Consider the following 16,876-nt stretch of genomic DNA (forward strand, 5'->3'; position numbering starts at 1 on the left):
CCCCGCGCCTGGGGTTTCTGGCGGCCGGGACCCCCCGCTGGTGGGGCGGTGCGCCGGGGTCGGCGGGGCCGCGGCCCCCCACCCCTCGCCTTCAACCGCGCAGGATCTCGATGACCGGCGCGACCTGCTCACCGCGATCAAGCTGCGCACCGACGCTTTCCAATGCACCGGCCAGCGCCGCCGCATCGTCATCACGCAGCGTGGCATGGCCAACCTTGCGCCCGTCCCGCGCCTGCTTGCCGTAATCGTGCCAATGGCCGCCGGCCTGGCCGAGCACCGCGTTGGCATCGGGCATCTGGCCGATCCAGTTGAGCATGCAGGCATGGCCCAGCATGCGCGTATCGCCCAGCGGCAGGCCGAGCACGGCGCGCAGGTGGTTGTCGAACTGCGAGGTCTCGCTGCCTTCGATGGTCCAGTGGCCGGAGTTGTGCACGCGCGGTGCCATCTCGTTGGCCAGCAGTTCATCGCCGCGGCAGAACAGTTCGAGCGCGAACACGCCGACATAGTCCAGGCGCTCGGCCAGCGTACGTGCGTAGCCGATGGCCGCCTCGTGCTGGAGCGCCGGCAGCTGCGCAGGGGCCAGGCTGGCCGAGAGCACCCCGTTGACGTGCCAGTTGCCGGTGATCGGCCAGGCGCGGAACTCGCCATCCTGCCCGCGGACCGCCACCACGCTGACCTCGCGATCAAAGGCGACGAAGCCTTCCAGAATCAGGCCGGTCTTCTCGACCTGGCTGCCGAGGGTGTCCCAGGCAGCGTCGATGTCGGCCGCGCTGCGGATCCGGAACTGGCCCTTGCCGTCATAGCCCAGCCGGCGGGTCTTGACGATGCAGGGCATGCCGAACTCGGCGACCTTGGCCGCCAGTTCGTCGCGGCTGCGGATATCGGCGAAGGGCGGCAGCGGGATGCCCAGCGACTGGAACAGGGTCTTCTCGCTGAGCCGATCCTGGGCCACGGCCAGCGCATCCGGATTGGGATACACCGGCACGCGCTCGGCCAGGAACTTGGCGCTGCGCGCCGGCACGTTCTCGAAATCGAAGGTCACCACGTCCACGCGGGCGGCGAACGCGGCCAGGGCCGCCTCATCCTCGAACGCGGCCACCTGCAGCGGTGCCACCTGGGCACCACAGGCATCGGCGGCCGGGTCGAACAGCTCGAAGCGCAGCCCCATCGGCGCACCGGCCAGGACCATCATGCGGGCGAGCTGACCGCCGCCCAGAATGCCAACGGTCCTGGGGGTCATTGACGCGGGTCGTCGTGGGCCATGACGTCTTCGGTCTGGCGGGCGCGGAAGGCCTCGAGCGCTTCGCCGATCGCCGGCTGGTCCGAGGCCAGCATGGCGGCTGCGAACAACGCCGCGTTGGAGGCGCCGGCGTTGCCGATGGCGAAGGTGGCGACCGGAATGCCGGCCGGCATCTGCACGATCGAGAGCAGCGAATCCATGCCGTTCAGGGCTTTGGACTGCACCGGCACGCCCAGCACCGGCACGGCGGTCTTGGCGGCGATCATGCCCGGCAGGTGCGCGGCCCCGCCGGCACCGGCGATGATCGCGCGCAGGCCACGCTGGCCAGCCTGCTCGGCGTAGGTGAACAGCACGTCCGGCGTGCGATGCGCCGAGACCACTTTCACTTCATAGGGAACGCCCAGCGAATCCAGCTTCTGGGCGGCGTGCTGCATGGTTTCCCAATCCGAGCGGGATCCCATGACGATGCCGACGAGCGGCGCGGTTTGGTTGAGGGTCATTGGCCGTCACCTGCCTTAAAGACGTATTCTAGCCATCTTCCACGCAAGACGAAGAATTCATGGATCGCAAGCTGCTCGACCTCCTGTGCTCGCCCGATACGCGCCAGCCCCTGTCCCTGCTCGACGCCACCGGCCTGGACGCGCTCAACCGCGCGATCGGCAGCGGTGCCGTGCTCAAGGCCGATGGCAGCCCGCAGGCGCAGACGCTGCGCGAGGCCCTGCTGACCCGCGACCGCAAGCAGGTGTTCCGCGTGGACGACGGCATCCCGGTGCTGCTGGCCGAAGAGGCCATCGCCACCGACCAGATCGCCGATTTCCCGGAAAAATGAGCCACCTCCCCGTGCCGGCCCCCGAGGCCGCCCTGGTGGCCGCCGATGTGGCCCGTGCGCTGGCCGAGGACATCGGCAGCGGTGATGTCACCGCCGCCCTGCTTCCGGACCGCCCCGACAGCGCCTACCTGCTGTGCAAGCAGGACGCGGTGATCGCCGGCCGCCCGTGGTTCGATGCGACCCACCGGGCACTCGATCCGGAGGTCAGGATCGAGTGGCGCGTGGCCGAGGGCGACCGCGTCGCCGCCGGCACGGTGCTGGCGCTGCTGCAAGGCCGCAACCGCAGCCTGGTGAGCGCCGAGCGGACCTCGTTGAACTTCCTGCAGACGCTGTCCGGCACGGCGACCACCACCGCGCAGTACGTCGCGGCCGTGGCCGGTACCGGCGCGCGGATCCTGGACACCCGCAAGACCCTGCCCGGCCTGCGCGTGGCGCAGAAATACGCGGTGCGCTGCGGCGGCGGTGACAACCATCGCCTGGGCCTGTTCGACACGGTGATGCTCAAGGAAAACCACATCCGCGCGGCCGGCTCGCTGACCGCTGCGGTGCTGGCGGCGCGTGCGCAGTGGCCGGCGTTGCCGCTGGTGGTCGAGGTCGAAGACCTGGACCAGCTGCGCGAGGCGCTGGCGGTGGGCTGCACCCGCATCCTGATCGACGATTTCGATGCCGCCACGCGGCGCGAGGCCGTGCGCATCGCGGCCGGGCGGATTCCGCTGGAGGTGTCCGGCAGTGTCGGCCTGGACGGCCTGCGCGCGATCGCCGAGGACGGCGTGGACTGCATTTCCATCGGCGGGCTGACCAAGCATGTGCAGGCAATCGACCTGTCATTGAAACTGGGTCCGCCCCCGGGCTGAAACGCGCGTGTCGACCAACGGTCGACACCGACCGGGCTGGTAGCGCACGACCGTTGGTCGTTCGGCGTCGGCGCGCGGTGTTCACGGGATCGGCAGACCGGGTCTGCGAGGCTTGCCCTGCCCCCACCCGGAGAGCGCGTATGCGCCCCTTGTTCCTGCTTGCATGTCTGTCGCCGCTGGCGACGCTGCTGCCGGCCACCGCATCCGCGGCCGAGGTCTGCGATGTGCCCCCGCGGTTCGGGCTGAGCCCGCTGGCCGTGGCCATCGTGCAGACCGCCTGCAACGAACACCGCCTCTGGTACCGCCCCTTCATCGACCGCGATGGCCGCGCGGCCAGCCTCAGCGTGACCGAATCCGAGGACGTCCACCTGGCCGACAACGGCCTCGTCGCGTGGCAGCGGGTGGTCGGCTACTGGCGGCAGAGCGGCACGTTGACGCCGATGGGCAGCCAGCCCGGCGCATCGAGCTGCCTGGCCCCACCGGGCACGCGCTACACCGATAGCGACTGCCGTGCGTTCCTGATAGACAACCCGTGGTCGGCCGCCTTCATTTCCTGGGTGATGACCCGCGCCTCGGTACCCGGCTTTACCCGCTCGCCCCGACACATCGACTACATCCGCGCCGCCTACCAGAACAGCGGGCCATACCGGATGACCGACCCGGCGCAGGAGAAACCCGCGCCCGGCGACCTGCTGTGCTACCTGCGCGACCGCCGCGAGACCCTGAGCTACAGCGGGCTGGTGCAGTCGCTGGGCAGCGGCGCGGTGACGCACTGGAAATCGCACTGCGAAGTGGTGATCGCGGCCAACATGGGCGGCGACCGCACGCTGTATCTGATCGGCGGCAACGTCATGAACACCGTGGCGTTGCGCAAACTGTCGCTGGACCGCAGCGGCCGGATCGAGCTGCCGCCCGCCAAGGCCGGTGCAGGCGATGGGGTGGATCTGGGCTGCACGCCGGGCCGCGAAGAGGAATGCAGCTTCAATCGCCAGGATTGGGCCGCACTGCTGAAGCTGGTGGCGACCGCGCCGGCGACGGTGCCGATGGGAACTCCGGACCCGGCGACCCTGCCCGCTCCCGGCGTGACGGCGCCGCCGATGGCGGCCCCGGCTTCCCAGGCACCGATGCGAGCGCCCACCGTGGTGCCGCCCCGTCCTCCGGTCCCGAGCGCGAACCCGGTTCCGGCCCCGCCGGCGAGCCCGACTCGGACGCCGACACCGATACCGATACCCGTCCCGCCACCGCCACCGCCACCGCGCACGCCCTGATCGCGATCGCGCGGATGGCTTGATCCGCGCCGCATTCGTCGCCATCTTGGGAGGACCGACCTCCCTGACCGCGCCGAGTCACCGATGCCCAGTTTGATCCTGTTGATGATTGCCGGCGCGTTTGCCTACGCCTTCTGGAATTCTTCCCGTGCCGCCGCCGAACGTGCAGGCGTGCTCGGGCGCAATGCCTGCCGCGCTGCCGATGTGCAGTGGCTGGACCAGAGCGTGCACGCCACCGGCCTGCGCGTATGCCGCAAGGAGAACGGTTGGCTGGGCTGGGAGCGCACCTTCAAGTTCGAGTACTCGCACGATGGCGTGGACCGCCACAGCGGGCGCATGGTGCTGCGCGGTGATCAGCTGATCACGTTCGTGGGGCCGTCGGCGGCGCGGATCAGTGAGATCCGCCGCGATATCGATACACGGGATGCCGAAGACGTCTGAGCCCGGTAGAGCCGACCGTTGGTCGGCTGCTCTCTACGGACATCCAAGACAACCGACCCACGGCAGCCGACCAACAGCAGCCAACCAACCGCAGCCGACCAACGGTCGGCTCTACCGGGTCGGTGTCGTGGATCCCCAATGAAATGGCCGCCTTGCGGCGGCCATGGTGGGTCTTATTTGACCACCCGCAGATGCGGGCGACCGCTGGGCTTGGGCGGTGCATCGTCCGGCGGGGTCGGTGAATCGTCCGGCGGCAGCGCATCGTCCGGACCCGGCTCATGGCCCGGGATGTCATCCGGCAGCGCCATGCCCTGCCCCGTCTCGCGGGCGTACACGGCCAGCACGGCCGAGATCGGCACCTGCACCGGGTAGCTGGTGCCGGAGAAGCGGGCCGAGAAGCTCACGCTGTCATTGTCGATATGCAGGCGCACCACGGCGCGCTCGGCGATGTTCAGGACGACGCGGCCGTCCTTGACCGCGCTCTGCGGCACCTGCACGCCAGGCATGCCGGCGTCGACCAGGATATGCGGCGTCAGGTCGTTGTCATTGATCCATTCCACCAAGGCCCGCAACAGGTACGGACGGTGGCTGGTCATGCGAAAAGTGTCTTCAGTCATGTGGTAGAGCCGAGCCGTGCTCGGCTGCTCTTGATCCGGATTGCCTGGTGCAAGTGTACGCGCCCGCCTACCCGCAGGTCAGCCATGGCGCGTACCGGCACCGCGATTTCGTTCAGTACACGGGTGTGCCGCATGCGGCACACATCCCGCCGATCAGACCGGCAGATCGCGCAGTTTCTTTTCCTGGTCGGTCAGGCTGCGGATGAAGCCGGGGTGCCGGAAAATGCGGTTGCCATAGTCTTCGATCGACTTGCCATCCTTCGGCAGCGGCACGTCCAGTGCCTGAAGTCGCCAGATGATCGGCGCCATCGCGCAGTCGGCCAGGCTCATTTCCGGGTTGAGGAAGAACTTGCTGGCCTTGAACAACGGCACCGCGCTGGTCAGCAGTTCCTTGAGCCGTTTGCGCCCGGCCTCGGCCTGGGTCTTGTTGCCCAGCTGGATGGCCTGGACCTGTGGCACCCAGTCGTGTTCGATGCGCAACATCGCCAGGCGGATGCGGGCCCGCGAAAGCGGATCGACCGGCATCAGCGGCGGGTGCGGATAGCGCTCGTCCAGGTATTCGCTGACCACCGACGCCGCGTACAGCACCAGCTCGCGTTCCACCAGAGTGGGCACGGAGTGGTACGGATTGAGATCGATGAGATCTTCGGGCGGGTTCTGCGGGTCGACCGGCACGGAGTCATAAGTGACGCCCTTGGCCGCCAATACCAGCCGCACGCGATGGCACAGCACATCGTCGTTCGAGGAAAACAGCGTCAGGGTATTCCGCATGCGTACGCTCGCCGCCATCAAAGGCTCTCCAACGTCCGGTAACCGCCGGTCGTATCGGCGCCGCCAGCCCATTGCCAACGGTCGTCACAGTACCCGAGTGTGCAACCGCACATCACAAAAGCCAATAGGTCGATCGTCCCACGGCAGGAACGATCGACGCGGGAAGGCGTCCGACCGCTCAGTGGACGTCCTTCCAGTATTCCTTCTTGAGCAGATAGGCCAGGAAGGTCAGCAGCGCCAGGAACAGGATCACCCACACGCCCAGCTTCTGGCGTTTCAGGGCAGCCGGCTCGCCGGCATACTCCAGGAAGTTGGTGATGTCGCGCACCGCCTGATCGTACTGCCCGGCATCGATGTTGCCCGGCTGTTCGATCTTCAGCCCGACCACCGGTGCATCCAGCCCGGGGCCCTCGGCCTTGCCATGCACCGCATGCTGCAGCCCCTGCATTTCCCACAGGGGGTTGGGCATGGAGGCATTGGGGAACACGGTGTTGTTCCAGCCCAGCGGCCGCGTGGGATCCAGGTAGAACGACTTGAGGTAGGTGTAGACCCAGTCGCTGCCCCGCACGCGCGAGATCAGGCTCAGGTCCGGCGGCATCTTGCCGAACCACTTCTCGGCCTGCGCCTTGGGCATCGTCACCGGAATCGGTTCACCCACCGGGGTGCCGGTGAAGTTGAGGTTGTTCATGACCTCTTCTTCACTCAACCCGAGATCGGCAGCCATGCGCGAGTAGCGCAGGTATTTCAGCGCGTGGCAGCCGGAGCAGTAATTCATGTAGAGCTGCGCGCCGCGCTGCAGCGAGGCACGATCGCTCAGGTCATTGCCGGCCTGCAGGGTCTTGGCGCCCTCGGCGGCATCGGCCACCGCGACACCGAGCATCAGGGCCGCCGCGCAGGCCAGCCGGACAATCCAGTGGTCAGTCATGCGTGGTCACCCGGTCCGGTACCGGCTTGGTCCTGTCCAGCTTGGTCCATAGCGGCATGGTGATGAAGAAGGCGAAATACAGGAAGGTCAGCACGCGCCCGATGTAGGTCTCGTGCGCATCCGTACCCGGGCCGGAGCCGATCACGCCCAGCCACACGAAGCACACCGCGAACATGCCCAGCAGGCCGCGCGAGAGCAGGCCGCGGTAGCGGTAGGACTTTACCCGCGCCCGGTCCAGCCACGGCACCAGGAACAGGATGGCGATCGCCGAGAACATCACGATCACGCCCCCGAGCTTGTTGGGCACCACGCGCAACATGGCGTAGTACGGGGTGTAGTACCAGACCGGCTTGATGTGCTCGGGCGTCACCAGGCGGTTGGCCTCGGTGAAGTTGTCGTGCTCGAGGAACAACCCGCCGAAGGCCGGGGCGAAGAAGATGATGAAGGCGGCGATGATCAGCAGGAAGCCGGCGCCGACCGCATCCTTGAGCGTGTAATACGGATGGAAGGGAATGCCATCGGTAGGCGCGGTGGCCGACCAGCGGTTGCCCTTCGGGCCCTTTTTGATCTCCACGCCGTCCGGATTGTTGGAGCCCACTTCATGCAGCGCGCCCAGGTGCAGCACCACCAGCAGCAGCAGCACCAGCGGCAGCGCGATCACGTGCAGGGCGAAGAAGCGGTTGAGGGTGGCGTCGCTGGGCAGGTAGTCGCCCATGATCCATTCGGTCAGGCCGGTCCCGATCACCGGGATCGCGCCGAACAGCGAGATGATCACCTTGGCGCCCCAGAACGACATCTGGCCCCAGGGCAGCACGTAGCCCATGAAGGCTTCGGCCATCAGCACCAGGTAGATCAGCATGCCCAGGATCCAGACCAGTTCGCGCGGCTTCTGGTAACTGCCGTAGAGCAGGCCGCGGAACATGTGCAGGTAGACCACGATGAAGAACAGCGAGGCACCGGTGGAGTGCATGTAGCGGATCAGCCAGCCCCACTCCACGTCCCGCATGATGTATTCGATGGAGGCGAACGCTTCGGCCGCGTTCGTCTTGTAGTGCATCGTCAGGAAGATGCCGGTGACGATCTGGTTGACCAGGATCAGCAGCGCCAGCGAACCGAAGTAGTACCAGATGTTGAAGTTCTTGGGCGCGTAATACTCGCTGACGTGCTTGCGGTAGACCGGCATCAGGCCCGGCGCGCGGGCGTTGACCCAGTCGGCCAGTCCGGTGGCGGTGCGGGAAAGGATATTGGCCATGATCAAGCCGCCCCCTGCGGATCAACGCCGATGATGATGGTGTTGTCGTCCTGGTAATGGTGCGGCGGCACCAGCAGGTTGATCGGTGCCGGAACATCCTTGAACACGCGACCGGACATATCGAAGCGCGACTTGTGGCAGGGGCAGAAGTAGCCGCCCTTCCACTGCGGGTCGTAGGGCTCGGGGCGGATCTCGGCGACCATTTCCGGCGAACAGCCCAGATGGGTGCACAGCCCGACCAGCACCGATACCTCGGCCTTGATCGAACGGAACTCGGGATTCTGCTTGAGCACGTACTCGGGCTGCTGTTCTTTCTCGCCCGACTCGGGATCCTTCAGGCGGCCGTCCAGCCCGTGCAGTGCATCGAGGATGGCCTTGGAGCGCTTGACGATCCAGATGGGCTGCCCACGCCACTCCATGACCAGACGCTGGCCTTCCTGGAGCGCACTGATGTCGGCAATCACCGGGGCACCGGCCAGTTTGGCGCGGGCGCTGGGATTCCAGGACTTGATGAACGGTACCGCTGCAAATCCGACGCCGACCGCTCCGACCACCGCAGTGGTTGCTGAGAGAAACCGCCGACGTCCAGTGTTGACTGGATCGTTTACCCCATCGTTGGCCATCCGGCACTCCGATATTGATTTAGGTAGCTTGAGGCTGCCAGCAGACCGGTGGGGGCCAGTCCACATTGAATCAGCCGCGAGTGTAGCTGAACCGAAGTCGGCCACACAACGCGGTACTACGGAACGACATTACCCCGACAGTACGGCATCAGGTACCACCGGCGCCATGGGTTATTGATGGCTGGCCACTGCGCCGCGATAGCGGTCGGCCAACAGGGCCACCCGCTTCACGTAATACCGGGTCTCGCTGTAAGGCGGCACGCCACCATGGCGGTCGACCGCGCCCTCGCCGGCGTTGTAGCCCGCCGCAGCCAGGGTGAGATCACCGTTGAAGCGCTTGAGCAGCCAGGACAGGTACTGCACGCCGCCGCGGATGTTCTGCGAAGCATCAAAGGAATCGCTGACCCCGAAACGGCGCGCGGTCGGTGGCATCAGCTGCATCAGGCCCTGTGCGCCGGCGCGGCTGAGCGCGGTCGGGTTGTAGGCCGATTCGGCATGGATGATCGCGCGGACCACCGCCTCTTCCACCCCGAACTCACGGGCGGCGGCGGCAATCTCGCTCTGGTAGGCCGTGGTGTTGAGCCGCACCGAGCCGAAGTTGACGGCCGGGTTCGCCCCGCAGGCGTAGCAGCGCTCGATGAAGCTGTAATGGATGGTGCGGACCTGGCCAATGCTGGCGATACCGGCCGGGCGTGCGCTGGTGTAATGGCGAACGCCATCCTTCATATAGGCATACAGCTGGCCGCTGCGGACCTTCCCTGCCTTGCCAGCGGCCGCTGCCGGGGCGGACGGCGCGCTCAGCACCGTGGCCGGGGCGGTGGCCTGGGCAGGAGCCGGGGTGATCGCGGTCGCCGTCGTGGCGGTATCGGCCCGGACCGGGGCGGGCGTGGCACCGGCGATCGGCGCCGCCGGCGTCGGCGCGGGAGGCGTTGCCAGGGCCCGGCGGGGCGCCGCGCTGCGGTCGGGCCGGTAGCTGCTGATCACGCTGCAGGCGGCCCCGGCCACACGCTTGCTCACATAGCTGGGAATGCCGTCACTGCCGACGCACTTGTACAGGGTGCCCGCACTGGCCGGCATAGCGGTCAGCGCAGCCAAGGCCAGCGCAGCGATCCCCAACATCCCCTTCATGAGCGGGAGTGTCCCCAATTCGCCGGGGATTGCCAAGGGGGGAGCCCGACCCGGCTACAATGACCTGCTCACCGCAGCCATCCGGCTGCCTGCCCGCCCACCCGACTGGAATAAGCGCCATGACCGGGACGCCAGCTTCGACCGCGCCGACTTCGGCCGGTTCTGCCTTGCCTGCCTCTGCTCCGCCCAGCTCCGCCCCCCGCCCCGATCTGCTCCCCCTGCCCGGCGCCAGGCCGCAGGTGACGGGTCCGGTGCGCGGCAAGCTGTACATCAAGACCCACGGTTGCCAGATGAACGAGTACGACTCGACCAAGATGGCCGCCGTGCTCGCCGCCTCGGAAGGGCTGGAACTCACCGACGACCCGGCCGAGGCCGACGTGTTGTTGATGAACACCTGCTCGATCCGCGAGAAGGCCCAGGAGAAGGTGTTCAGCCAGCTCGGTTACTGGAAGGCGCTGAAGAACAACGGCCGTGGCGTGATCATCGGGGTCGGCGGCTGCGTGGCCTCGCAGGAAGGCGAGGCGATCATCAAGCGCGCGCCACACGTGGATCTGGTGTTCGGCCCGCAGACCCTGCACCGCCTGCCGGAGCTGATCCGCCAGCGCCGTGAATCGGGCAAATCGCAGGTGGACATCAGCTTCCCGGAGATCGAGAAGTTCGATGCCCTGCCCGAGCCGCGTGCCGAGGGTGCCTCCGCGTTCGTCTCGATCATGGAAGGCTGCTCGAAGTACTGCTCGTTCTGCGTGGTGCCCTACACCCGCGGCACCGAGGTCAGCCGCCCGTTCGAGGACGTGGTGGTGGAAGTGGCGCAGCTGGCCGCCCAGGGCGTGCTGGAGATCAACCTGCTCGGCCAGAACGTCAACGCCTACCGCGGCCCGTATGGCGACGGCGAGTTCGCCGACCTGGGCTTGCTGATCCGCACCATCGCCGAGATCGACGGCGTCGGCCGGATCCGCTTCACCACCTCGCACCCGCTGGAGTTCAGCGATTCGCTGATCGATGCCTACCGCGACGTGCCGCAGCTGGCCAACTTCCTGCACCTGCCCGTGCAGGCCGGCAGCGACCGCGTGCTCTCGGCGATGAAGCGTGGCTACACCGCGCTGGAATTCAAATCCAAGATCCGCAAGCTGCGCGCGGTGCGTCCGGACATCTCGATCAGCTCGGATTTCATCGTCGGTTTCCCCGGCGAGACCGACGCCGAGTTCGAGAAGACCATGAAGCTGATCGAGGACGTGGGCTTCGACCAGAGCTTCTCCTTCATCTATTCACGGCGCCCGGGTACCCCCGCGGCGGATCTGGAAGACACCACCACCGATGCGGAAAAGCACGCGCGCCTGTCGCGCCTGCAGGCCCGGATCAACGAGCAGGCCGCGGCCATTTCGGAAAAGATGGTCGGTACCGTGCAGACCGTGCTGGTGGAAGGCCCCTCCAAGCGCAACCCGAACGAGCTGACCGGCAAGAGCGAGAACATGCGCTCGGTGAATTTCCCGGGGCACCCGCGCCTGGTCGGCCAGTTCGTGGATGTGGTGATCACCGAGGCGTACAGCAACTCGCTGCGGGCGCGGATGGTGACGGCAGACTGAGCGGGATGGCCGGACGTCGGTCCGGCCATCGTTGACGCTTTTTTGACCACGCAATTGAACCCATTGCCGCAGTAGGGCTGGCGCCACCTATCCACAGGTTGCTGCACCGGCATTGCACAGCCCCTGTGGAAAACCACTTTCCGCCGGTGCTGTAGCGGCGGCCCCACACCCGCGCTACCCTGTTCTCCCTTTCCCTGCTTGCGGCCCGGTCGGCTGGACCGGCGGCCGCCGGACGCAATGACCGCACTCGCACAACGCGACTTCACCCTCACCCCGGAAGACAACGAGCGCCTGGCCAACATGGCCGGCCCGTTCGATGAACATCTCCGCCAGGTGGAACTCAAACTCGGCGTGGAAATCGCCAACCGTGGCCACGTGTTCCGCGTGACCGGCCCCAAGGCCGTGGTGGCCGATGCGCAGGCCCTGATCGAAGCGCTGTACGCCGAAGCCGGCGACGTGGTGTTCGACAGCCATGCCATCCACCTGCGGCTGAACCAGGCCAACGTGGAGCATGTGGTCGAGCGCGCCTACGAGGCCCAGGAAGTGGCGATCAAGGTCAAGCGCGGCACCGTGCGCGGCCGCGGCGCCAACCAGGCCCGCTACCTGCATCAGATCACCACGCACGACATCAACTTCGGCATCGGCCCGGCCGGCACCGGCAAGACGTTCCTGGCCGTGGCCAGCGCGGTGGAAGCGCTCAATGAAGCGCGCGTGCAGCGCCTGATCCTGGTCCGCCCGGCGGTGGAAGCCGGCGAGAAGCTGGGCTTCCTGCCCGGTGACCTGAGCCAGAAGGTGGACCCGTACCTGCGGCCGCTGTACGACGCGCTGTATGAAATGCTCGGCGTGGAGAAGGTGCTCAAGCTGCTGGAGAAGAACGTCATCGAGATCGCGCCGCTGGCCTACATGCGCGGCCGCACGCTCAACGATGCATACGTGATCCTGGACGAAGCGCAGAACACCACGGTCGAGCAGATGAAGATGTTCCTGACCCGGCTGGGCTTCGGCTCCACGGCCGTGGTGACCGGCGACCTCACCCAGACCGATCTGCCCAAGCACGTGAAGTCCGGCCTGCGCGATGCGATCGATGTGCTGCGTGATGTCGAGGGCGTGAGCTTCACCTTCTTCGAAGCGCGCGACGTGGTCCGTCACCCGCTGGTGGCCCGCATCGTCAGCGCCTACGACCGCCGCGATCTGCAGCAGGTCCAACCCGGAGCGACCCCATGACCCGTGGTCCCGTGCGACTGGACGTCGCCATCAGCTACGCCCTGCCCCGCGCCGGTCTGCCCTCGGCGGTGAGCTTCCGCAAGTGGGTGGCCGCCGCCCTGAAGGGCCGCATCCGCGAGGCCGACCTGGCGATCCGGCTGGTCGATGCGAAGGAGGGCCAGTCCTTGAACCGGCACTACCGCGGCAAGGACTACGCGACCAACGTGCTCAGCTTCCCGGCCGAACTGCCGGAGGGCCTGCCCAAGGGCGTGAAATTCCCGCTGCTCGGCGATCTGGTGATCTGCGCCCCGGTGGTCGCCCGCGAGGCCGACGAGCAGGGCAAGGCGCTCAACGCCCATTACGCGCACCTGACCGTGCACGGCGTGCTGCACCTGCTCGGCTGGGACCATGAGGACGAGAAGGAAGCCGACGCCATGGAACAGCTGGAGCGCGACATCCTGGCCGAACTGGGCATTGCCGATCCGTATGCCGGCGAGCGCTGAACCGAAGGGTCGTTGCGATTGCTGATTTCCCCGTCATACAAGGAGGTATGTCGTCATGCCGGTTCCTGATCGCCGCTCCGCACTTGGTCCGGTACTGCTTGCCGTGTCGGTCATCGCGCTGCTGTACTGCGCGGTCGGTGCGCCGGGCCTCGCCGGGCTGACCCCGGCCGGCCGCGATCCCATCGCGCTGCGGTGGGGAATGCTCGCACTGTCCGCGGTGATCGCATCGCTCTCATTGACGCCCGCACGCAGCTGGTGGAAGGCACGTCAACAGCGCGCGCCGCTATCGGCTGTCTCGGCCAGGCGCCTGTCTGCGCTGGCGGCGGCGACGCTGGTGCTGGGCACGCTCACCTGCGTGGTCACCGGCCTGATCCTGCCTCATCTGCTGGCCGGTCCGGCCGGGGCGACGCTCAGCGCCACCGCCCTGAACGTGGTCGGCTGGTCCGGGCTGGCCGCTGCCCTGGCGGCCCCGCTGGGCTGGCGCACCCTGTATCGCTGGGCGCGACGCGACGGAGCACCGCCTGCCCAGTCATCGATATTCCGCGCACGGCCCGTACAGGTGGCACTGCTGTTCGTGCTCGCCGCAGCCTTCGCACTGGTGTTCGGGCGCGCGCTGATGGCGGTCACCGCCGGCGGCCCGGGAGTGATCCACCTGGGCGCCTCCGCGCTGGTGCTGTGCGCGGCCGGCATCGCGGTGGTTTCCTTCACCACCACCCTGCGCTGGCTGTTCCGACGCCGTTGATGCCCTGCCACGGCGAACCGGCGCCCGCTATCATCGGTGCCGCGTCCGTGCCGTGCACGCCTTAGTTGATGGACCTGTTGCGATGACCCCGTTCCGATGTGCCTGCCTGGGCCTGCTCGCCCTGCTGCCCACCCCGGCCTTCGCCGAGGCGGCGCCGCTGGACCTGAGCGCCCTGATCGAATGCCGCCAGAGCGTGAGCGACTACGACGCGGTGGCCCCGGTCGTGGCCGACCCGCTCAAGGCGGTCGCCAACGGCCTGCAGCCGCTGCCGCAGACCAACCAGTTCATGAGCGAGTTCCGCCTGGCCGCCCCGATCACGGTGTTCGGCGAGCGTGCCGAATACATCACGGTGGCCGGGGCCAGCATCATGGCGATCCTGGATCTGGCCGACCCGCGCCCGCTGGCCAAGCGCCTGGCGCTGGAGGATGGCGTGGACACCCCGGTGAAGTTCATGGCCGGGCGCGAGCTGGTCAGCCGCGACGTCACCGACCCGCGTACCGGCGAGGCCTTGATCGAGTCGGTGATCCTGAGCCTGTCCACGGTCAAATCCCACCCCGGCAAGACCCTGGCCGGCTGTACCTACAGCCTGGACCTGCCACCGGAGGAAGACACCCCGCCACCGGGCGCCGCCCCGGCCCCCTTGCCGGGCGTGAATCCGCCCTCGGCCGGGCGCTGACAGGCGCCCGCATCCTGATAGACTAAATCCAACGCCCGGCACGCCGGGTGCCTTTTTTTCCAGAGATGTCTGAAGACGACAGTAGTAGCTCCACCCTGGAGCACAATGAAAAGAAGCGCAGCTGGCTCGAACGCCTGACCGCTGCCTTCTCCGGCGAACCCCACACCCGCGACGAGCTGGTGGCGGTACTGCACACCGCGCACGAAGACGGCCTGATCGCCGCCGACACGCTGCGGATGATGGAAGGCGCCATTTCGGTGGCCGAGCTCACCGTCGGCGACGTGATGATCTCGCGCTCGCAGATGGTCTCCCTGCCGGTCGAAGCCCCCTTCCTTGACCTGATGAAGCAGGTGGTCGAATCCGGCCATTCGCGCTTCCCGGTGCACGGCGACAACAAGGACGACATCCTCGGCATCCTGTTGGCCAAGGACCTGCTGCGCGGCGTGGTTGCCGACAACGGGCCGGCCAACATCCGTGAGCTGCTGCGCCCGGCGGTGCTGATCCCCGAGGCCAAGAAGCTCAACGTGCTGCTCAAGGAGTTCCGGCTCTCGCGCAACCACATGGCCATCGTGGTGGACGAGTACGGCGGTGTCGCCGGCTTGGTCACGATCGAGGACGTGCTGGAACAGATCGTCGGCGAGATCGACGATGAGCACGACGAGGCCGAGGACCACACCTCGCAGATCGCGATCCAGGCCGACGGACAGTACGTGGTCGATGCATTGACCGCGATCGAGGATTTCAACGAGCGCTTCGGTGCCACGTTCCCCGACGACGATTACGACACCATCGGTGGCCTGGTCACCGAGGCGATCGGGCACCTGCCCGAAACCGGCGATGAGCTCACCCTGGACCGCTTCGTGTTCCGGGTGGCCCGTGCCGATGCCCGGCGCGTGCAGGCGTTCCATGTGACCGTGCTGCCGCCCGACACCCACAACGAGGATTGACCCACGCCATGCGGGCCCCTTTGAATCGGTGGTCGCTGTGCCGCCTGTTGTTCGTGTTGTCGCTGCTTGCGATGGCCAGCCTGCCCTTCGGGGCGCTGGCCGCGCAGGATGCCGTGCCTGCCACGGCCGCCCCTGCCCCTGCCGCCGAGGCGCCACGCATCGGCGTGGTCACCATGCAGCCGGGCGAGATCTTCTTCGAACGCTTCGGCCATGACGCGCTGGTCGTGGTCGATCCGGTCACCGGCGACGCCACCTCGTACAACTTCGGTTACTTCGACCCGAGCGAGTCCGATTTCATCGGCAACTTCGTGCGCGGCGACATGATGTATTACCTGGTCGCGCTGCCGCTCGGGCAGGACCTGTCGTACTACCAGGAGAGCGGCCGCGGTGCGAGCGTGCAGTGGCTGGATCTGACGCCCGCGCAGGCGCGCACCCTGGCCGCGTCGCTGGCCGAGCGTGCCAAGCCCGAGAACGCGCGCTACCACTACGATTACTACACCGCCAACTGCGCCACCATGGTCCGCGATGCGATCGATGGTGCCCTCGGTGGCGGGCTGCATTCGCAGCTGTCCGGGCGCTCGCGCGGCAACACCTACCGCAGTGAATCGGTGCGCCTGGCCTCGCCGTCGCCGTGGATGTGGCTGGGCTTCGATATCGGCCTGGGCCCGTTCGCCGACCAGCCGCTGTCGCGCTGGCAGGAAGCCTTCGTGCCGATGCGCCTGGCCGATGCGCTGCGCCAGGTGCGCAACAGCGAAGGTCGCCCGCTGGTGCAGGCCGAGCAGGAACTGCTGCCGCACCGGATCGCCCCGGAGCCGACCGAGTCCCCGCGCAGCTGGTGGCCCTGGCTGCTGTGCGGCCTGATCGCCGCTGCGGGTGTGGTTGCACTGCGCCGCCGGCGCCGGTTGCTGGGTGGCCTGGCGCTGCCGTTCTGGCTGTTCTGCGGCATTGGTGGCGCCCTGCTGACCTACCTGTGGGGCTTCAGTGCGCACCAGGCCGCCTGGGCCAACCGCAACCTGCTGCAGCTCTCGCCGCTGTGCCTGCTGCTCGTTCCCGCTGCGATCACCCTGCTGCGCGGCCGCGTGCCGCGCGCGTGGTTCCGGTTCGTGCTGTGGGCGGTCGCCGGCGTGTCGCTGCTCGGCCTGGTGCTGCATTGGCTGACCTTGCAGGCGCAGTACAACCTGCAGTGGATCGTGCTGTTGCTGCCCATCCACGTGGCGCTGGCATGGGTGCTGGGCCGCCGTGACCTGCCCGTCACGGGCCGCTGACGCACGATG

Annotated in this window: 19 protein-coding genes; 11 read left to right on the plus strand and 8 right to left on the minus strand. The window is 67.6% G+C overall.

Features of this window, described 5'->3' with window-relative positions; translation table 11 throughout:
• Positions 1-91: 91 nt before the first annotated feature.
• Entirely contained in the window at positions 92-1,240 is a 1,149-nt protein-coding gene (locus tag ABE546_RS17110; protein ID WP_313217813.1) for a 5-(carboxyamino)imidazole ribonucleotide synthase, read from the minus strand.
• A complete protein-coding gene (gene purE / locus ABE546_RS17115; protein WP_019186188.1) occupies positions 1,237-1,740 on the minus strand; it encodes a 5-(carboxyamino)imidazole ribonucleotide mutase in 504 nt (167 codons plus the stop codon). Before purE ends, ABE546_RS17110 begins: the two co-directional genes overlap by 4 nt.
• Before the next feature lie 59 nt (positions 1,741-1,799).
• Between purE and ABE546_RS17120 the strand changes: the two genes are divergently transcribed.
• The 4 genes from ABE546_RS17120 (at position 1,800) to ABE546_RS17135 (ending at position 4,632) form a co-directional block, all read left to right on the plus strand.
• Positions 1,800-2,069, plus strand: coding sequence for a Trm112 family protein (locus tag ABE546_RS17120; protein ID WP_346464562.1), 270 nt, complete (start codon positions 1,800-1,802; stop codon positions 2,067-2,069).
• Positions 2,066-2,923 (plus strand): carboxylating nicotinate-nucleotide diphosphorylase, encoded by an 858-nt coding sequence (nadC, locus tag ABE546_RS17125; protein WP_313211243.1) that lies wholly within the window; start codon positions 2,066-2,068, stop codon positions 2,921-2,923. Before ABE546_RS17120 ends, nadC begins: the two co-directional genes overlap by 4 nt.
• A gap of 140 nt (positions 2,924-3,063) precedes the next feature.
• Positions 3,064-4,191, plus strand: coding sequence for a DUF2272 domain-containing protein (locus ABE546_RS17130; protein ID WP_346464563.1), 1,128 nt, complete (start codon positions 3,064-3,066; stop codon positions 4,189-4,191).
• A gap of 84 nt (positions 4,192-4,275) precedes the next feature.
• Entirely contained in the window at positions 4,276-4,632 is a 357-nt protein-coding gene (locus ABE546_RS17135; protein ID WP_313211245.1) for a DUF3301 domain-containing protein, read from the plus strand.
• A gap of 173 nt (positions 4,633-4,805) precedes the next feature.
• On the opposite strand, the gene ABE546_RS17140 is transcribed toward ABE546_RS17135, so the two are convergent.
• The 6 genes from ABE546_RS17140 to ABE546_RS17165 all read right to left on the minus strand — a co-directional run bounded on the left by ABE546_RS17140 (position 4,806) and on the right by ABE546_RS17165 (position 9,948).
• Positions 4,806-5,249 carry a ClpXP protease specificity-enhancing factor gene (locus ABE546_RS17140; protein WP_313211246.1) on the minus strand — a complete coding sequence of 148 codons (444 nt, stop codon included), beginning with the start codon at positions 5,247-5,249 and terminating at the stop codon, positions 4,806-4,808.
• Positions 5,250-5,402: 153 nt separating this feature from the next.
• The gene (locus tag ABE546_RS17145; RefSeq protein ID WP_019186262.1) at positions 5,403-6,038 is read right to left on the minus strand and encodes a glutathione S-transferase N-terminal domain-containing protein; all 636 of its coding nucleotides are present in this window, start codon (positions 6,036-6,038) and stop codon (positions 5,403-5,405) included.
• Between the two features lie 160 nt (positions 6,039-6,198).
• Positions 6,199-6,945, minus strand: coding sequence for a cytochrome c1 (locus ABE546_RS17150; RefSeq protein ID WP_313217808.1), 747 nt, complete (start codon positions 6,943-6,945; stop codon positions 6,199-6,201).
• Positions 6,938-8,197: a cytochrome bc complex cytochrome b subunit gene (locus tag ABE546_RS17155; RefSeq protein ID WP_123728838.1), complete on the minus strand. Its 1,260-nt coding sequence runs from the start codon at positions 8,195-8,197 to the stop codon at positions 6,938-6,940. The genes ABE546_RS17150 and ABE546_RS17155 overlap by 8 nt, the downstream gene beginning before the upstream one ends.
• 2 nt (positions 8,198-8,199) lie before the next feature.
• Positions 8,200-8,820, minus strand: a complete 621-nt coding sequence (gene petA / locus ABE546_RS17160) for a ubiquinol-cytochrome c reductase iron-sulfur subunit (protein ID WP_019186259.1) — start codon at positions 8,818-8,820, stop codon at positions 8,200-8,202.
• Between the two features lie 171 nt (positions 8,821-8,991).
• Positions 8,992-9,948 carry a lytic transglycosylase domain-containing protein gene (locus tag ABE546_RS17165; RefSeq protein ID WP_346464564.1) on the minus strand — a complete coding sequence of 319 codons (957 nt, stop codon included), beginning with the start codon at positions 9,946-9,948 and terminating at the stop codon, positions 8,992-8,994.
• 119 nt (positions 9,949-10,067) lie between these two features.
• Between ABE546_RS17165 and miaB the strand changes: the two genes are divergently transcribed.
• The 7 genes from miaB (at position 10,068) to ABE546_RS17200 (ending at position 16,867) form a co-directional block, all read left to right on the plus strand.
• Complete coding sequence (gene miaB / locus ABE546_RS17170) at positions 10,068-11,531, plus strand: tRNA (N6-isopentenyl adenosine(37)-C2)-methylthiotransferase MiaB (RefSeq protein ID WP_346464565.1); 1,464 nt, start codon at positions 10,068-10,070, stop codon at positions 11,529-11,531.
• Between the two features lie 237 nt (positions 11,532-11,768).
• Positions 11,769-12,755: a PhoH family protein gene (locus ABE546_RS17175; RefSeq protein ID WP_088433024.1), complete on the plus strand. Its 987-nt coding sequence runs from the start codon at positions 11,769-11,771 to the stop codon at positions 12,753-12,755.
• Positions 12,752-13,237: an rRNA maturation RNase YbeY gene (gene ybeY, locus ABE546_RS17180; protein ID WP_121041647.1), complete on the plus strand. Its 486-nt coding sequence runs from the start codon at positions 12,752-12,754 to the stop codon at positions 13,235-13,237. Before ABE546_RS17175 ends, ybeY begins: the two co-directional genes overlap by 4 nt.
• 55 nt (positions 13,238-13,292) lie before the next feature.
• Positions 13,293-13,979 carry a hypothetical protein gene (locus ABE546_RS17185; protein WP_346464566.1) on the plus strand — a complete coding sequence of 229 codons (687 nt, stop codon included), beginning with the start codon at positions 13,293-13,295 and terminating at the stop codon, positions 13,977-13,979.
• An 82-nt stretch (positions 13,980-14,061) separates the two neighbouring features.
• Positions 14,062-14,655, plus strand: coding sequence for a hypothetical protein (locus ABE546_RS17190; RefSeq protein ID WP_313217800.1), 594 nt, complete (start codon positions 14,062-14,064; stop codon positions 14,653-14,655).
• Positions 14,656-14,720: 65 nt separating this feature from the next.
• Positions 14,721-15,602, plus strand: a complete 882-nt coding sequence (locus ABE546_RS17195) for a transporter associated domain-containing protein (RefSeq protein WP_313217798.1) — start codon at positions 14,721-14,723, stop codon at positions 15,600-15,602.
• Between the two features lie 8 nt (positions 15,603-15,610).
• Complete coding sequence (locus tag ABE546_RS17200) at positions 15,611-16,867, plus strand: DUF4105 domain-containing protein (protein ID WP_346464567.1); 1,257 nt, start codon at positions 15,611-15,613, stop codon at positions 16,865-16,867.
• The last annotated feature ends 9 nt before the right edge of the window (positions 16,868-16,876 follow it).

Source organism: Stenotrophomonas sp. TWI377, assembly GCF_039674525.1.
GTDB lineage: Bacteria > Pseudomonadota > Gammaproteobacteria > Xanthomonadales > Xanthomonadaceae > Stenotrophomonas.

Excerpts from the sequence above, each read along its gene's own strand:
- ABE546_RS17110 (WP_313217813.1), bottom strand. The coding sequence starts at position 1,240 with ATGACCCCCAGGACCGTTGGCATTCTGGGCGGCGGTCAGCTCGCCCGC.
- purE (WP_019186188.1), bottom strand. The coding sequence starts at position 1,740 with ATGACCCTCAACCAAACCGCGCCGCTCGTCGGCATCGTCATGGGATCC.
- ABE546_RS17120 (WP_346464562.1), top strand. The coding sequence starts at position 1,800 with ATGGATCGCAAGCTGCTCGACCTCCTGTGCTCGCCCGATACGCGCCAG.
- nadC (WP_313211243.1), top strand. The coding sequence starts at position 2,066 with ATGAGCCACCTCCCCGTGCCGGCCCCCGAGGCCGCCCTGGTGGCCGCC.
- ABE546_RS17130 (WP_346464563.1), top strand. The coding sequence starts at position 3,064 with ATGCGCCCCTTGTTCCTGCTTGCATGTCTGTCGCCGCTGGCGACGCTG.
- ABE546_RS17135 (WP_313211245.1), top strand. The coding sequence starts at position 4,276 with ATGCCCAGTTTGATCCTGTTGATGATTGCCGGCGCGTTTGCCTACGCC.
- ABE546_RS17140 (WP_313211246.1), bottom strand. The coding sequence starts at position 5,249 with ATGACTGAAGACACTTTTCGCATGACCAGCCACCGTCCGTACCTGTTG.
- ABE546_RS17145 (WP_019186262.1), bottom strand. The coding sequence starts at position 6,038 with ATGGCGGCGAGCGTACGCATGCGGAATACCCTGACGCTGTTTTCCTCG.
- ABE546_RS17150 (WP_313217808.1), bottom strand. The coding sequence starts at position 6,945 with ATGACTGACCACTGGATTGTCCGGCTGGCCTGCGCGGCGGCCCTGATG.
- ABE546_RS17155 (WP_123728838.1), bottom strand. The coding sequence starts at position 8,197 with ATGGCCAATATCCTTTCCCGCACCGCCACCGGACTGGCCGACTGGGTC.
- petA (WP_019186259.1), bottom strand. The coding sequence starts at position 8,820 with ATGGCCAACGATGGGGTAAACGATCCAGTCAACACTGGACGTCGGCGG.
- ABE546_RS17165 (WP_346464564.1), bottom strand. The coding sequence starts at position 9,948 with ATGAAGGGGATGTTGGGGATCGCTGCGCTGGCCTTGGCTGCGCTGACC.
- miaB (WP_346464565.1), top strand. The coding sequence starts at position 10,068 with ATGACCGGGACGCCAGCTTCGACCGCGCCGACTTCGGCCGGTTCTGCC.
- ABE546_RS17175 (WP_088433024.1), top strand. The coding sequence starts at position 11,769 with ATGACCGCACTCGCACAACGCGACTTCACCCTCACCCCGGAAGACAAC.
- ybeY (WP_121041647.1), top strand. The coding sequence starts at position 12,752 with ATGACCCGTGGTCCCGTGCGACTGGACGTCGCCATCAGCTACGCCCTG.
- ABE546_RS17185 (WP_346464566.1), top strand. The coding sequence starts at position 13,293 with ATGCCGGTTCCTGATCGCCGCTCCGCACTTGGTCCGGTACTGCTTGCC.
- ABE546_RS17190 (WP_313217800.1), top strand. The coding sequence starts at position 14,062 with ATGACCCCGTTCCGATGTGCCTGCCTGGGCCTGCTCGCCCTGCTGCCC.
- ABE546_RS17195 (WP_313217798.1), top strand. The coding sequence starts at position 14,721 with ATGTCTGAAGACGACAGTAGTAGCTCCACCCTGGAGCACAATGAAAAG.
- ABE546_RS17200 (WP_346464567.1), top strand. The coding sequence starts at position 15,611 with ATGCGGGCCCCTTTGAATCGGTGGTCGCTGTGCCGCCTGTTGTTCGTG.